Raw genomic sequence first — 13,720 nt, forward strand, 5'->3', positions numbered from 1 at the left:
CATCCATGAGGATGCGTCAGACGGCGGCAGCCTCCAGACGATAGCGGCGCATCCAGTCGAGGCTTGTCGCGTCAGCAAGCTTTGCAACGCCGGGGCTTACATCCTCCTCGTCAGGTGCTGGGACTCCCAGGGCTTCGCAGATGCCTAGCAACGTCGCAGCCGGATTGCCTGAAAGGCGCTCATAGCCGACGCGCAGCGGGGATATGCCTTGCTCTGCGAACCAAATGTTCCAGGCCGCGTCATAGGTCTCGAGTTCCGTGACCTCTCGTTTGATACGCTCGAAATCATATTGGGGCTCTTTCGGCGGTGCGACCCTTTCGATCTCGGTGCCATCGGGAGCGATATGCCAAAGACCGGTCTGCTCCGCCTTGATCAGGGAGACAGCCTGCGCGAGCTTGTTCTCCCGCGAGAGGTGTATGTAGAGGACGCGGCCAAAGGCCTTTTCAAGACGCGCTCTGTCCGACGGCAGTTTCGGGAAAATCCGGTCGAGGGTTGCCGAGAGTTCATCCAGATTTTCGCGCATCAAGCGAAGGCCGAAGAGGCCGGTCCCACCCTTGCCGGCAGCGATCGCCGCGTTGAGATAGGCGACATTGAAGTCGAGCTCACTCATCGTGTCGCGATCGGGCAGCTTCCACTCTTCAGCCCACTCCAGCACATCCTGCCGCCGATAGAATGAGTGCGGATCGCCAGTCGTCTTCGTGGATGCCAGAAGCTTGCACAGCAGCGTGCTACCGGTCCTCGGCGTGCCGCAGATGATGTATCCATCGAACATGTTGAGACCCATGCTGCTCGTCAAAGACAGGGCCGCCGCCCAGTAAGGATGGCGGCCGCTATAGCTGAAATCTTTGCTGGATGCGACGTCACGGCTATCGCTTTTAAATGCCTCTCCCGGACAAACACCATGCCGGCAGCGGCCAAATTACCGGTTGCGCACCACCACGCACGCCCCACCGACACTTTGCAATTTCTGGCAAATAACGTTGGCATCGGCGCGGCGGTCGACACCGATCCTGACCGCGTAGATGCCGCGCCGGCCGATCGGCGTGCGCACCCGGCTGACCACCGGATCATGCCCGTTGAGCAGGGCCGGGAACCGGCTCCTTACCCTGACCCACTGGTTGATCGCGGCGCTGCGGCGAAAATTGCCGGCCACTTGGATGCCCCATGGCTTTATGTTGATCGAAGCCATGGCCACCGTCCGCGACATGATCACCGGCAGTTTTCGGCAAGCGACGGCAAAATCCGTCTTTGCGTCGAGCGGCTCGACCCTTCCGGCATAGGCCCGGTCGGTGAACTTGTCGGCTGGTTCGCCCATGATGTCTAAGACATAGCTTTCGGTTTCCATCGGCAGGAAACCGCCGGAGCTGAGCCAGCGCGACACCCGGCTCTCGCCGGCATTGTAGGCGGCGGCGGCCAGGCCGAGATTGCCGTAGCCGGTTTTCATTTCGGCGAGATATCTGGCCGAAGCCGGAATCGCCTGGTTGATGTCGAAGGAATTGGCGAGCCCGCGCATCTTGGCGGTGCCCGGCATGAACTGGGCAATGCCTTCGGCACCGACCGGACTGACGGCGTTGGGATCGAAACGGCTTTCCTTCCAGATCAGCCGGGCGAAGAAATCCCTGGACAGGCCGTTCTGGTCGGCATGCGCCTGGATCAGATTGCAGACCTTGTCGATCAGCCGCTGCTTGGCGGATTGCGGCGGATCGGCCTGCACAAGGGTCGACCAGGTCAGCCCGTACAGCAGGATCAGCGCTGCCCAAAGGAAACGCTGCATCGGTTCTACTCGGCCGCGGCCTTGCCGCGACCGAACCGTTGCTCGATATAGTCGGCGACCATTTTCTCGAAATCCGCGGCGATCGACGGCCCGCGCAGCGTCGCCGCCTTTTTGCCGTCGACGAAGACAGGCGCCGTCGGCATTTCGCCCGTGCCGGGCAGCGAAATGCCGATGTCGGCATGCTTGGACTCGCCAGGGCCGTTGACGATGCAACCCATCACCGCGACCTTGAGGTTCTCGACGCCGGGGTATTTGTCGCGCCACACGGGCATGTTCTTCCTGAGATCGGCCTGGATGTTCTGGGCGAGTTCCTGGAACACGGTGGAGGTGGTGCGGCCGCAGCCGGGGCAAGCGGCAACAATCGGCACGAACTGCCTGAACCCCATGGTTTGCAGCAATTCCTGCGACACCTGCACCTCGCGCGTGCGGTCGCCGTTCGGCTCCGGTGTCAGCGAGATGCGGATGGTGTCGCCGATGCCTTGCTGGAGCAGGATGCCCATGGCGGCCGACGAAGCGACGATGCCCTTCGAGCCCATGCCGGCTTCGGTCAGGCCGAGATGCAGCGCATGATTGGAGCGGGTGGCGAGCTCGGTATAGACGGCGATCAGGTCCTGCACGCCGCTGACCTTGGCCGACAGGATGATTTTCTCGCGGCCAAGGCCGATCTCTTCCGCCATCTCGGCCGACAGGATCGCCGACTGCACGATCGCCTCGCGCATCACCTCCTGCGCGGTCAGCGGAAAACCCTTGTCCTGGTTGTCGTCCATCAGCCGGGTCAAAAGCTCCTGGTCGAGCGAGCCCCAGTTGACACCGATGCGCACCGGCTTGTCATGCCTGATCGCCATCTCGACGATATCGGCGAACTGGCGGTCCTTCTTGTCCTTGAAGCCGACATTGCCCGGATTGATGCGGTATTTGGCCAGCGCCTCGGCGCAGGCCGGATGATCGGCCAAAAGCTTGTGGCCGATATAGTGGAAATCGCCGACCAGCGGCACGTTGATACCAAGCCGCTGAAGCCGCTCATGAATGCGCGGCACGGCGGCGGCGCTCTCGTCGCGATCGACGGTGATGCGCACGATCTCCGAGCCGGCCCGGTGCAGCGCTGCGACCTGCGCAACCGTCTGGTCGATATCGGCCGTATCGGTGTTGGTCATCGATTGGACGATAACGGGCGCGCCGCCGCCGACGACCACGCCGCCGACATCGACGCCGACCGACGTGCGGCGGGGGAAAGGAGAGGAAAAATATCCGGTCATGCCGGCAGCCTTTTGTCTCTGGAGCATCTTGTGTCCTGCATGGACGCACAACGACGCCCCGGGCCGATGCGCTGAGGTCCGGGCATGAGGTGGAGGAGCAAAGATGGCTTGTCAATGGCGACAGGTCGCCACTGGCCGGAATCGCCCGCCGCCGGCGACCAGAAACAATCGATGATCTGGCGAAACGGGCGACGGCCGAAGCGGAGATTGAGCCGGGTGCAAGTCCAGCTTCGGCTGACAGACCGGTGCTGGAAAATCAAAACCCTCCACGCCGGCGGCGGGGTGCCGCCGGGAAAAGAGGCCGCGGATATTGGGCGGCTATGTCAGGAGGGCGTCAATGCGTGGTCGGTTTGCCTCTTAGTTTTTCAATCTCGTCCTTGAGTGCCAGCTTGCGTCGCTTGAGATTCACGATTTCGAGGTCGTCGACCGATGGATGATTCATCGCGTCATCGATTTCACGTTCGATGTCGCCGTGTTTCCGCTGCAACTCATCAAGATGGGATGCAAGAGACATGATTGGTTCTCCCTTTCATGGTTTTCCTCGATTGCAACCGTCACGGCGCGTCCACCGCAGGTTCGCTTCTGTGACGGCACGGTGACAGTGTGTCACCTTCCGCGGGCGATGTCGAATGATCCGTGGTAGCATTCCACGACACCTTGAAATGTGATATGGGCTGCACGCCGGTGACAAAACACCCGGTCCCGCCCAATCAGGCCCAGTTTTGGGCGCCGCAGACGTGCAGACGGTAGAGAATGTCCGATCAGGAACAGGCCGATATTCGCCTCGAATTTTCCCGCCTGAAGCAGGAACACGCCGATTTCGATGCCGCCATCAACGCGATGATCGCCATGGCCTGCGATCCGCTGCAGATCCAGCGCATGAAGAAGAAGAAGCTGTTCCTCAAGGATCGGCTGATGGCGCTGGAAGACAAGATCATTCCCGACATTATTGCATGAACTGGCATTCGCTCGTTCGCATGCCTAGGCTGCGATCGAAAGCCTCGCGGCACGACCACGCAGCAGGCCGATAAGTTCGCCGGTCCGCTCCTCGGACGTATCGATGGGGACCACCAGGCACATCGTCGCCTCGACCTTGCCCGGCGCTGAAAACACCGGCGCGGCAAGGCACTTCGTATAGGCATCGACAAGGCCCGAAGTGACGCAATAGCCGGTGACCTGCGCTTTTGCGATGTCGGCGACGAAATCGTCGAGCCGCAGTTTGCGCCCGTCGGGCAGCACGAGATCGTCGTCCGACACCATGCCTTCGATCTCAGCCTTCTCCAGCCCCGCCAGAAGCAGCCGCCCCGAGGCCGTCCAGGGCAGCGGTATCTGCAAGCCGGTGGCGGAACTGATGCGGAACGGCCTGGTGCCGGGACTCGCATGGACGATCGTATAGCGGCCGCTCTGCAGCATGCACAGTTCGGAAGTCTCGCCGGTCTCGCGCGACAGATTGTCGACCTCCTGGCGCCCCCGCCTCAACAGGTCGTTGCCCCGCACATAGTCCATTCCGTAGAGATAGAGCTTCTTGCCGAAATAGACGCGATTGCCGTCGCCTTCCATTTCCAGCAGTCCCGCATCGACCAGCGACCGCACCAGCGTATAGGTCGTCGAACGGGGCGCGTTCACGCCCTTGGCAAGGTCGCCAATGCCGATCGCGCGCTGGGTCGTGTGAAGAAACTCCAGAATCTCCAGCACCCGGTTGAGCCCCTTTTCACGGGAGCCCGAAATCTTCTCGCCGGCTGAAAGTGCCGAGGCATTGCCATCTTGCATTGTTGATTCCCGGTGTTAGTATCTGTCCTGTACAGGATACACACGTCTCTTGTAAGAGACAATCGCTTCGACGTCACTGACGCGTGTATTGCCTGTGCAAGGGGAACACAAACGAAAGGAGGTCGCCGTGAACGACACATCCGGAAGACGTGATTTTCTGAAATTGGGAATGGCGGGACTGGCCACGGCCGGCGTCGTGGGTGCGGCGGTAACCGTCGATGCCCAGAAGGCCGCTGCTCAGGCAGCACCCGACAGCCTGCTGCGCACCGTGCTCGATCGCGGCAAGCTGATCGTCGGCACCGGCAGCACCAACGCGCCGTGGCACTTCGAGAACGATGCCGGCGAACTCGTCGGCATGGACATCACCATGGGGCGCATTCTTGCCAAGGGCCTTTTCGACGATCCGACCAAGGTCGAGTTCGTGATGCAGGATCCGGCACAGCGCATCCCCAACGTCACCACCAACAAGGTCGACATCACCATTCAGTTCATGACGATGAGCGCCCAGCGCTCGCAGCTGGTCAATTTTTCCCGGCCTTACTATGTCGAGGGCGTCGCCCTGCTGAGCCTTCCGACCGCCGAGAACAAGACCTTCGACAAGCTGCTTGCCGGCGGCTCGGCGACACGTGTCTCCATCCTGCAGAATGTCGATGCCGAGGCGCAGGTGCATTCGGTGCTGCCCGAGTGCCAGGTTATGCAGATCGATACCCAGGCCAACGTGCTGCAGGCACTGGAATCGAAACGCGTCGACGCCGCTGCCGTCGATCTGTCCACGGTGCGCTGGCTCGCCTCGCGCAATCCAGACAGATATTTCGACGCCGGCAAGAGCTGGCTGAGCATGCTTTATGGCGCGGCACTCCGGCAAGGCGACCTTGACTGGCTGACCTTCGTCAACGCGACCTTCACCATCGCCATGTTCGGCCACGAAAACGCACTCTACGATGCCGCCTTCAAGGACTATTTCGGACAGGAGCCGCCGGCGCGCCATCCCGGCTTCCCAGCCATCTGACCTGCATCGGGCGGAAGGGCGTATCCAGCGCCCTTCCGCCTCCCTAGAGCAATTCCAGGAAAAGTGTGAAACAGTTTTCGTCCGGAATTGCGTCAAAACAAAGAGTTAGAGCGGGTCGCCGTTTCCGTGAAACGGTGAACCGCTCTAAGCCTGCGGCACTGAGGCGGACGCATGGGCTATGCCCTTAATTTCAACCTGATCTGGCGGCACTTCGACAAGCTGTGGGGCGGACTGCTGCTCAGTCTCGAACTCGCCGTCATATCGATCGCCATCGGCATCGTCATCGGCTTGGTTCTGGCGGTCTGGTATGTGTCTGCCGGACGCATCGTGCGCACCATCATCGCCGCCTACGTCGAATTCATCCGCAACGTGCCGCTGATCCTGCTCGTCTACCTCGTCTTCTACGGCTTGCCGACAGTGGTCGATATCGCCTACACCGCGCCGACCTCGTTCGTCGTCACGCTGTCGCTCTATAGCGGCGCCTATCTGGTCGAGGTGTTTCGCTCCGGGCTCGAAGCCGTTCCGCGCGGACAGCTGGACGCCGGCAAGGCAATCGGCCTGACGCCCTGGCAAAGGCTGCTCAACGTGCGCCTGCCGACCATGCTGCGCATCACCTTGCCGGCATTGTCCAACACCTTCATATCGCTGTTCAAGGACACCTCCGTCGCGTCGGTCATTTCGGTGCCCGAGCTGACCTATGGCGCCCAGTGGATCAACTTCAACACCTTCCGCATCGTCGAGGTCTATCTCGTGGTCACCGCGATGTATCTGGTGACCGGCTACATCTTGCTTTTTGCGCTTCGGCTTGTCGAGCGCCGGTTCAGGGCGGCGCGCTGATATGCTGACCCAAATCGCCTATGCCTTGCCTTTCCTCGCCCAGGGCTTTGCGCTGACACTGTGGGTATCCCTGCTGGTCGTGGTATTTTCGCTGATTGCCGGCGTGATCATGGGCGTCGGTCTCGTCTATGGCCCGGTGCCGTTGCAATGGGCCGTGCGCATCTTCAGCGACACCATTCGCGGCATACCGATCCTGGTGCTCATCTTCTTTGTCTATTACGGACTGCCGGCCGTCGGGCTTCATCTGCTGTCGTTCTGGGCCGCCGTGCTGGCGCTGACCCTGTTCAAGACAGCCCAGGTCGTAGAATATTTCAGAGGCGCTGTCGGCTCCATTCCGAAAGGGCAGTCCGAGGCGGCGATGGCGATCGGGCTGACCTTTCGACAGCGACTCGCCTACGTCATCTTCCCACAGGCGTTCAGGCGCTTCCTGCCGCCCTGGATCAACGGCGTCACCGATGCGGTCAAGGGCAGCGCGCTGGTATCGCTGCTCGGCATCACCGACCTGATGCAGGCCATCAACCAGGTCATCGGCCGCACCTATGAGGCCATGCCGCTCTATATTCTCGGCGCACTCATCTACTTCGCGGTCAACTATGCCCTTTCGCTCGCCAGCCGGCGGCTCGAGCGGCGTTTCTCCTTCATCCGGGAATAGCAATGTCCACAAGTCCGAAAAACACCCCGGCCCTTCTCGACGTCCAGGACGTTTCCAAAGCCTTTGGGACCGTCCAGGTCCTGCGTTCGGTCAGCCTGCAGGTGGCGAAGGGGGAGGTGGTGACGGTCATCGGCCCCTCCGGCAGCGGCAAAACCACGCTGCTGCGTTGCGTCAACTTTCTCGAAAGCTATGACAGTGGTTCGATCCGCATCGACGGCAAGGAGGTCGGCTTTCGCGAAGCCGGAACCCGCCAGCGTCGCAGCGAACGCGATCTCGCCGCGATGCGCGCCGAGACCGGCATGGTGTTCCAGAGCTTCAACCTCTTTCCGCACTTGACAGCCGCCGGCAACATCATGCTTGGCCTCACCAAGGTGCGCGGCAAGAGCAACGCCGAAGCGCGCACCATCGCCGAACACTGGCTCGGCCGGGTCGGCCTCGCCCACAAGGCCGACAGCCTGCCCGCCGAACTGTCCGGCGGCCAGCAGCAGCGCGTCGGCATTGCCCGCGCCGTGGCCATGGGGCCGAAGATCCTGCTTCTCGACGAGATAACCTCCGCGCTCGACCCGGAACTGGTCGGCGAGGTGCTCGAGGTCGTGCGCAGCCTGGCCGAGGACGGCATGACGATGGTCATGGTCACGCACGAAATGGCCTTTGCCCGAGATGCCTCGAGCCGCATCATCTTCATGGCCGATGGCGGCGTCAGCGCGGCGGGCCCACCCGCCGAAATCCTGGCGGCGGACACCGACAATGAGCGCCTGCGCACCTTCCTGGCACGCTTCCGCGCCTCGCATTTCTAGAACGGGACAGCGAACGCTGTCGCAAGGAGCCTTCTTTCATGACGCCTTATATCCGGCTCGCCGCGTTGGGCCTGACGCTGCCCGAGCCGCCGACACCGATCGCCAACTTCGTCACCCATGCCGAAAGCGGCCGGCTGATCTTCCTGTCCGGCCAAGGTCCGCTGCGCACCGACGGCACGCTGTTTACCGGCAAGGTGGGGGAGGATGTCACCGTCGAGCAGGCTTATGGCCATGCCCGCCTCACCGGCCTCAATCTGCTTGCCGTCATGCACGCAGCCACTGGCGACCTTGGCCGGATCGTGCGCGTCGTCAAGCTGCTCGGCTTCGTCAACGCCATACCGACCTTCAGCGACCACCCGAAAGTGGTCAATGGCTGTTCCGACCTGTTTGCCGATGTGTTCGACAATATCGGCGGCCATGCCCGCTCGGCGATCGGCGTCGGCTCCTTGCCTGGAAACATCACCGTTGAAATCGAGGCGGTTGTCGAGATCGCCGCCTGACCTTTAGAAGAATGGAATCCGAGAGATGAAAACCACTTCCACCGACGGCTCCAACACCACCATCCGCGAACGGCTCGGCCTTCGCCCGATCATCAATGTCTCCGGCACGATGACCGCGCTCGGCGCGTCGATCATCGTCCCCGAAGCGATCAGCGCCATGGCGGAAATGGCCTCGCAATGGGTGGAAATGGATGACCTGCAACGTGCCGCAAGCACGATCGTCGCGCGCCTGACCGGCGGCGAGGCCGGTTTCATCACTGCCTGCTGCGCCAGCGGCATCACCATGGCGATCGCCGGTGCGATGACGGGGACCAATCTGCTCGCCATCGAGCGGCTGCCTGATAACACGGAAGGCCTCAAGTCGGAGGTCATCGTCCAGCTCGGGCACATCGTCAACTATGGTGCGCCGATCGACCAGTCGGTCCGGCTGGCGGGCGCCAGGGTCGTGCCGGCCGGCACGGTCAGCGTGACGCAGGACTATCATGTGCGCGACGCGATCAACGACCGCACGGCGGCGGGCCTCTACGTCGTTGCGCACCACACCGTGCAGTATGGCATGCTGTCCCTGGAGGAATTCTGCGAGATCTGCCACGCCAGGGGCGTCCCTGTGATCGTGGATGCGGCTTCAGAGTATGATCTGCGCGGCTTCCTCGCGCGCGGCGCCGACATTGTCATCTACAGCGGACACAAATTCCTGAGTGGGCCGACCAGCGGCATCGTCACCGGGCGCAAGGATCTGGTTCGCACCGCCTATCTCCAGAACCGCGGCGTCGCCCGCGCCATGAAGGTCGGCAAGGAGAGCATCGCCGGCACCATGGCCGCACTGGAAGCCTGGGAAAAGCGCGACCATGCCGGCATCCGCCGCCGCGAAGACGCCGCGCTCAACCTGTGGAAGGAGACGTTGCAGGGCCTGCCGGGCATTGTCGCGCAGATCATTCCCGATCCGACCGCCAACCCTCTCGATCGGCTTCAGATATTTGTACTGCCCGAAAGCCGGTTCACGGCGGCCGGCCTCACCTCGGCATTGGCGACGGGCTCGCCGCCGATCATCGTGCGCAACCATGAGGTGGAGCGCGGCCATTTCTTCCTCGATCCCTGCAACCTCCATCCCGGCGAGGCTGAGATCGTCGCCGAACGGTTGCACGCCGTATTGACCGCCAAGGACCGCCCGGCCGATGCGATGAAACTCGCCCGCAAGGATTCGTCCGGCGTCTTACGCTGGCCAGATTGAACACCCGGCGAATCGCTACCTGAAATGCGCCGGCCGTAACCAGCACGCGCCATCATGCGCCTATTGGCCTGACGGGCTCTCCAAGGCACCGGCCGGGAAACTGCCGGCTCCCTTTTGCGCGCCTTGGCGGGTCCAGCTTGGTGGCCGCTTCGTAGCCTCCCAAAACAAACTTTACAAATATCTTTATTTATGTGAAGTCATGACGATTGAAGGATCGATCATGACAGCCACTCGTTTCGCCACGCGCCTGAATTCCTTTGCCTCGCGACCGCAGGCCGAGTGGCCCGATCTTACCGGCAAGCCGTCGCTGCTGCAGATGGCGGCGCGCGCCGCCAAGGTCGAGGAGCTTACCGATCTTGATCTCAACTTTCCTGACCACGTCGGTGAAAAGCCCACGGAAATCGCCCTGAAACTGGGCGATCTTGGGCTCTCCATCAATGGCTTTGCCATGCGCTACTACTCCAACCCCGCCTTCAAGCTCGGCGCTTTCACCAATCCGGATCCGGCGGTGCGCCGCGAGGCCATCGACCTGACCAAGGCCGGCATCGATGCCGTGCGTGAGGCAGGCGCCAGCCTGATGACGCTGTGGCTCGGCCAGGATGGCTTCGACTACGCCTTCCAAGCCGACTATTCGACGCTTTGGCAACACGAAATTGATGGGATTCGTGAAGTTGCGGCACATGATCCCGACTGTCAGATCAGCCTTGAATACAAACCGAACGAACCCCGCTCCTACAGCCTTATGCCGGATGCGGCGACGACCTTGCTGGCGATCCGCGATGTCGGCCTGCCCAATATCGGCGTCACGCTCGATTTCGCTCATGTGCTCTACGCCGACGAACAGCCGGCCTTTGCCGCGGCCCTGGTGGCGCGTCACAGCAAGCTGCTCGGCGTGCATCTGAACGACGGCTACGCCAAGCGCGACGACGGCCTGATGGTCGGCGCGGTGCACACGCTGCAGACCATCGAGCTGCTCAGGCAGATTCGCCGCGACGGCTACGCCGGCGCCATCTATTTCGACACGTTCCCCGATATGACCGGGCTCGATCCGGTGCGCGAGTGCGAAGTCAACATCGCCACCGTCAAGCGCATGCTGCGCGTCGTCGACCGGCTGGAGCAGGACAATCGCCTGTCCGCCGCCATGGACAGCCAGGACGCGGTGACGTCGCAGGCCATCATCCAGGAAATCATGCTCGGGCCGGATAGCTGAGGCATCCGCGCCATCGCCGTTTTCAACCAGGGAGGAATACAATGAAACTTCTGCTTGCCACCGCTACCGCCGCACTGATGGCGCTCTCGATCGGCTCTGCCTTTGCCGCCGACCTCGCGCCGCTCAATTCCGACACGGAAAAGGACCGCATCGACTGGTCGCAGGTCGAGGCCAAGTTCGGCGCGTTCCCCAAGCTGCCCGAAGGCACCAAGGCAGGCGCGGTCTCCAAGACGCTGACCAATGAATACTGGCGCTCGCTGGGCGAGGGCTACACGGCATTCGGCGCCAAGGTCGGCGTTCCCGTCGTCTATCAGGCAGCGCAGAGCGAGGGCGACCAGCTCGGCCAGCTCACCATCGCCGAAGGCCTGGTGACGCAGGGCTACAACGTGCTGCTCGTCTCGCCGCAGACGGATGCCAATCTGCAGCCGATCATGGAGCAGGCCAAGGCCGCCAACGTGCCGGTGGTCAATGTCAATGACGCCGTCATCCCGCAGGCCGAGCATTATGTCGGCAATGTCCAACGCGACAATGGCGTGCGCGTCGCCAAATGGTTCGTCAAGAATCGTCCGAATGGCGGCAAGGTCGCCATCGTCGAAGGCCAGGCTGGCGTCTATGCCGCCGTGCAGCGCACCGATGGCTTCAAGTCGACCATCACCGAGGGAGGCAAGTTCGAGGTTGTCGCCAGCGTTCCCGGCAACTGGGACCGCCAGACCTCCTATGACGCGGCCACCAACATCCTGCAGCAGCATCCCGACCTGATCGGCTTCTATGCCAACAATGACGGCATGGCGCTCGGCATCGTCGAGGCTGTCAAGGCCGCCGGCCTGCAGGACAAGGTTGCGGTCTTCGGCACCGACGGCATTTCCGATGCCTATGCCTCCATACGGGCCGGCGAACTGACCGGCACGGTCGACAGTTTCCCCGTTCTGACCGGCGAAGTGGCGTTGGAAACAGCTCTGCGTCTCGTCGCGGGACAGAAGCTGCCGCGCGTCGTCGCCACGCCACAGGCGCTGATCACCAAGGACAATGCCGACCGCTATTCCGGCGCCGGCGCGCGCAAGGCGCTGCTCGAGGACGCGGCTGCGGGCCAGTAAGGCCAACCAACAGTGCCGGTCAGGGCAATTCGCTTCTGACCGGCACCATGGCCCGGAGATAGAACTCGATGTCACCCCGGCTGCAATTCCAGGGCATTTCCAAGCTGTTTCCGGCCGTACGGGCGCTTGACGGCGTTTCGTTCTCGGTCGCGGCCGGTGAAATCCACGGCCTGCTCGGCGAAAACGGCGCCGGCAAGTCGACGCTGCTGCGCATCCTGTCTGGCGTCTACAGGCCGACAGCGGGAAGCGTCCTCATTGACGGCAAGCCGGTAACGCTCGCCAACCCGGTTGCCGCGCGCGCTGCGGGCGTCGCCATGATCCATCAGGAATTGCAGCAGGTGCCGCGCCTCAGCGTTGCCCAGAACATGTTCCTCGGCCATCCGCTGACGCGCGGCGGCATCTTCGTCGCCAGCAGAGAGCAGGAGCGCCGCGCCGCCGAGGCTCTTGCAGCCATCGACCCCTCCATCGATCCAGCCGCCCCGCTCGGCACTCTGAAGGTGGCGCAGCGGCAGATTGTCGAGATTGCCAGGGCATTGCTCGATCGCGCCCGCATCGTCGCCATGGACGAGCCGACATCGAGCCTGACGCCGAGCGAATTCGAACGGCTCGCGCAAGTCATTACAGGTTTGGCGCGCGATGGCGTCGCCGTCGTCTATGTCTCGCACAAGCTGGACGAGGTGTTCGGCATCTGCCGGCGCGCCACCATCATGCGCGACGGCGTCGTCGTCGATTCCGTCGATCTGAAATACCTGTCGGAGAAAGCGGTCGTGGCGATGATGGTCGGCCGCGAACTGGCGCAGGAACACCATAATTCCCATGCCACGAACAAGGTCATGCTGAGCGCGCGTGGCCTCTCCTCGGCGACGAAGGTGCGCAACGTGTCGTTCGATCTGCATCGCGGCGAGGTGCTGGGGATTGCCGGCCTGGTCGGTTCCGGCCGAACTGAACTTTTGCGACTCCTGGCCGGCGCCGATCGCGCCACGACCGGGACGATTGCGATCGACGGCAAGGCGGCGCGCTTCGCCAGCCCGCGCGATGCGATTGCCGCCGGCATCGGCCTAGTGCCGGAGGAGCGCAAGCGCGAAGGCATCGTGCCGCTGCGCTCGATCACCAGCAACATGGCGCTGGCCTCGATGAACGTATTCGCGCCGCGCGGCGTCATCGATCACACCAGGCTGAAACAGGTGGCGGTCGACAGGATGAGCCGCGTCAATCTGCGCCCGTTCCTGCTCGACCGGCCGATCCGCCTGTTCAGCGGCGGCAACCAGCAGAAGGCGATCATCGGCCGCTGGCTGGCCGCGGGAACGCGCATCCTCTTGTTCGACGAACCGACACGCGGCATCGATGTCGGCGCCAAGGCGGAGATCTATCATCTGATCGAGGAACTCGCCGCCGAGGGCCATGCCGTGATCGTCGTCTCCTCCGAACTCCCCGAAGTGATCCGGCTTGCCGACCGCGTGCTGGTCATGCGCGACGGCACGATCGCGGCCGAACTCCACAGAGACGATATCAGCGAACAGGCGATCGCGGCGCACGCCATCCCACAAACGCAAACGCCGGCCGCGCAACAGGCAAGGCAGTAGGTGACGG

The 13,720-nt window shown here is 62.7% G+C and carries 15 protein-coding genes; 10 read left to right on the forward strand and 5 right to left on the reverse strand.

Annotated elements, in window-relative coordinates:
• Nucleotides 1-16 precede the first annotated feature (16 nt).
• From AC0L3E_RS08520 to AC0L3E_RS08535, 4 genes are all read right to left on the reverse strand, one after another.
• A complete protein-coding gene (locus AC0L3E_RS08520; RefSeq protein ID WP_164898471.1) occupies nucleotides 17-772 on the reverse strand; it encodes a Stf0 family sulfotransferase in 756 nt (251 codons plus the stop codon).
• A gap of 147 nt (nucleotides 773-919) precedes the next feature.
• Complete coding sequence (locus AC0L3E_RS08525; RefSeq protein ID WP_127267513.1) at nucleotides 920-1,774, reverse strand: lytic transglycosylase domain-containing protein; 855 nt, start codon at nucleotides 1,772-1,774, stop codon at nucleotides 920-922.
• 5 nt (nucleotides 1,775-1,779) lie between these two features.
• On the reverse strand, nucleotides 1,780-3,030 hold the full coding sequence (ispG, locus tag AC0L3E_RS08530) for a flavodoxin-dependent (E)-4-hydroxy-3-methylbut-2-enyl-diphosphate synthase (RefSeq protein WP_164748833.1): 1,251 nt from the start codon (nucleotides 3,028-3,030) through the stop codon (nucleotides 1,780-1,782).
• 334 nt (nucleotides 3,031-3,364) lie between these two features.
• Nucleotides 3,365-3,544 carry a YdcH family protein gene (locus AC0L3E_RS08535; protein ID WP_013529217.1) on the reverse strand — a complete coding sequence of 60 codons (180 nt, stop codon included), beginning with the start codon at nucleotides 3,542-3,544 and terminating at the stop codon, nucleotides 3,365-3,367.
• A 239-nt stretch (nucleotides 3,545-3,783) separates the two neighbouring features.
• On the opposite strand from AC0L3E_RS08535, the gene AC0L3E_RS08540 reads away from it, so the two are divergent.
• On the forward strand, nucleotides 3,784-3,987 hold the full coding sequence (locus AC0L3E_RS08540; RefSeq protein WP_013529216.1) for a YdcH family protein: 204 nt from the start codon (nucleotides 3,784-3,786) through the stop codon (nucleotides 3,985-3,987).
• A 24-nt stretch (nucleotides 3,988-4,011) separates the two neighbouring features.
• On the opposite strand, the gene AC0L3E_RS08545 is transcribed toward AC0L3E_RS08540, so the two are convergent.
• Nucleotides 4,012-4,800 carry an IclR family transcriptional regulator gene (locus tag AC0L3E_RS08545; protein WP_473604606.1) on the reverse strand — a complete coding sequence of 263 codons (789 nt, stop codon included), beginning with the start codon at nucleotides 4,798-4,800 and terminating at the stop codon, nucleotides 4,012-4,014.
• A 127-nt stretch (nucleotides 4,801-4,927) separates the two neighbouring features.
• Here AC0L3E_RS08545 and AC0L3E_RS08550 point away from each other — a divergent pair, with 127 nt between their 5' ends.
• From AC0L3E_RS08550 to AC0L3E_RS08590, 9 genes are all read left to right on the forward strand, one after another.
• Nucleotides 4,928-5,809 (forward strand): transporter substrate-binding domain-containing protein, encoded by an 882-nt coding sequence (locus AC0L3E_RS08550; RefSeq protein WP_127319388.1) that lies wholly within the window; start codon nucleotides 4,928-4,930, stop codon nucleotides 5,807-5,809.
• Nucleotides 5,810-5,980: 171 nt separating this feature from the next.
• A complete protein-coding gene (locus tag AC0L3E_RS08555; RefSeq protein WP_473604607.1) occupies nucleotides 5,981-6,646 on the forward strand; it encodes an amino acid ABC transporter permease in 666 nt (221 codons plus the stop codon).
• Between the two features lies 1 nt (nucleotide 6,647).
• A complete protein-coding gene (locus tag AC0L3E_RS08560) occupies nucleotides 6,648-7,298 on the forward strand; it encodes an amino acid ABC transporter permease (RefSeq protein ID WP_473604608.1) in 651 nt (216 codons plus the stop codon).
• Between the two features lie 2 nt (nucleotides 7,299-7,300).
• Nucleotides 7,301-8,095, forward strand: a complete 795-nt coding sequence (locus AC0L3E_RS08565) for an amino acid ABC transporter ATP-binding protein (RefSeq protein WP_127272345.1) — start codon at nucleotides 7,301-7,303, stop codon at nucleotides 8,093-8,095.
• Nucleotides 8,096-8,133: 38 nt separating this feature from the next.
• Entirely contained in the window at nucleotides 8,134-8,595 is a 462-nt protein-coding gene (locus tag AC0L3E_RS08570; protein WP_127382404.1) for a RidA family protein, read from the forward strand.
• A gap of 25 nt (nucleotides 8,596-8,620) precedes the next feature.
• A complete protein-coding gene (locus tag AC0L3E_RS08575; protein WP_473604609.1) occupies nucleotides 8,621-9,826 on the forward strand; it encodes an aminotransferase class V-fold PLP-dependent enzyme in 1,206 nt (401 codons plus the stop codon).
• Between the two features lie 220 nt (nucleotides 9,827-10,046).
• The gene (locus tag AC0L3E_RS08580; protein ID WP_473604610.1) at nucleotides 10,047-11,036 is read left to right on the forward strand and encodes a TIM barrel protein; all 990 of its coding nucleotides are present in this window, start codon (nucleotides 10,047-10,049) and stop codon (nucleotides 11,034-11,036) included.
• A 41-nt stretch (nucleotides 11,037-11,077) separates the two neighbouring features.
• The gene (locus tag AC0L3E_RS08585; protein WP_128307241.1) at nucleotides 11,078-12,130 is read left to right on the forward strand and encodes a sugar ABC transporter substrate-binding protein; all 1,053 of its coding nucleotides are present in this window, start codon (nucleotides 11,078-11,080) and stop codon (nucleotides 12,128-12,130) included.
• Between the two features lie 68 nt (nucleotides 12,131-12,198).
• On the forward strand, nucleotides 12,199-13,713 hold the full coding sequence (locus tag AC0L3E_RS08590; protein ID WP_473604611.1) for a sugar ABC transporter ATP-binding protein: 1,515 nt from the start codon (nucleotides 12,199-12,201) through the stop codon (nucleotides 13,711-13,713).
• Nucleotides 13,714-13,720 lie beyond the last annotated feature (7 nt).

The organism is Mesorhizobium sp. WSM4822, assembly GCF_055811155.1.

What these genes read in the sequence shown, in the direction of transcription:
- AC0L3E_RS08520 (WP_164898471.1), bottom strand. Translation starts at nt 772, where the DNA reads ATGTTCGATGGATACATCATCTGCGGCACGCCGAGGACCGGTAGCACG.
- AC0L3E_RS08525 (WP_127267513.1), bottom strand. Translation starts at nt 1,774, where the DNA reads ATGCAGCGTTTCCTTTGGGCAGCGCTGATCCTGCTGTACGGGCTGACC.
- ispG (WP_164748833.1), bottom strand. Translation starts at nt 3,030, where the DNA reads ATGACCGGATATTTTTCCTCTCCTTTCCCCCGCCGCACGTCGGTCGGC.
- AC0L3E_RS08535 (WP_013529217.1), bottom strand. Translation starts at nt 3,544, where the DNA reads ATGTCTCTTGCATCCCATCTTGATGAGTTGCAGCGGAAACACGGCGAC.
- AC0L3E_RS08540 (WP_013529216.1), top strand. Translation starts at nt 3,784, where the DNA reads ATGTCCGATCAGGAACAGGCCGATATTCGCCTCGAATTTTCCCGCCTG.
- AC0L3E_RS08545 (WP_473604606.1), bottom strand. Translation starts at nt 4,800, where the DNA reads ATGCAAGATGGCAATGCCTCGGCACTTTCAGCCGGCGAGAAGATTTCG.
- AC0L3E_RS08555 (WP_473604607.1), top strand. Translation starts at nt 5,981, where the DNA reads ATGGGCTATGCCCTTAATTTCAACCTGATCTGGCGGCACTTCGACAAG.
- AC0L3E_RS08560 (WP_473604608.1), top strand. Translation starts at nt 6,648, where the DNA reads ATGCTGACCCAAATCGCCTATGCCTTGCCTTTCCTCGCCCAGGGCTTT.
- AC0L3E_RS08565 (WP_127272345.1), top strand. Translation starts at nt 7,301, where the DNA reads ATGTCCACAAGTCCGAAAAACACCCCGGCCCTTCTCGACGTCCAGGAC.
- AC0L3E_RS08570 (WP_127382404.1), top strand. Translation starts at nt 8,134, where the DNA reads ATGACGCCTTATATCCGGCTCGCCGCGTTGGGCCTGACGCTGCCCGAG.
- AC0L3E_RS08575 (WP_473604609.1), top strand. Translation starts at nt 8,621, where the DNA reads ATGAAAACCACTTCCACCGACGGCTCCAACACCACCATCCGCGAACGG.
- AC0L3E_RS08580 (WP_473604610.1), top strand. Translation starts at nt 10,047, where the DNA reads ATGACAGCCACTCGTTTCGCCACGCGCCTGAATTCCTTTGCCTCGCGA.
- AC0L3E_RS08585 (WP_128307241.1), top strand. Translation starts at nt 11,078, where the DNA reads ATGAAACTTCTGCTTGCCACCGCTACCGCCGCACTGATGGCGCTCTCG.
- AC0L3E_RS08590 (WP_473604611.1), top strand. Translation starts at nt 12,199, where the DNA reads ATGTCACCCCGGCTGCAATTCCAGGGCATTTCCAAGCTGTTTCCGGCC.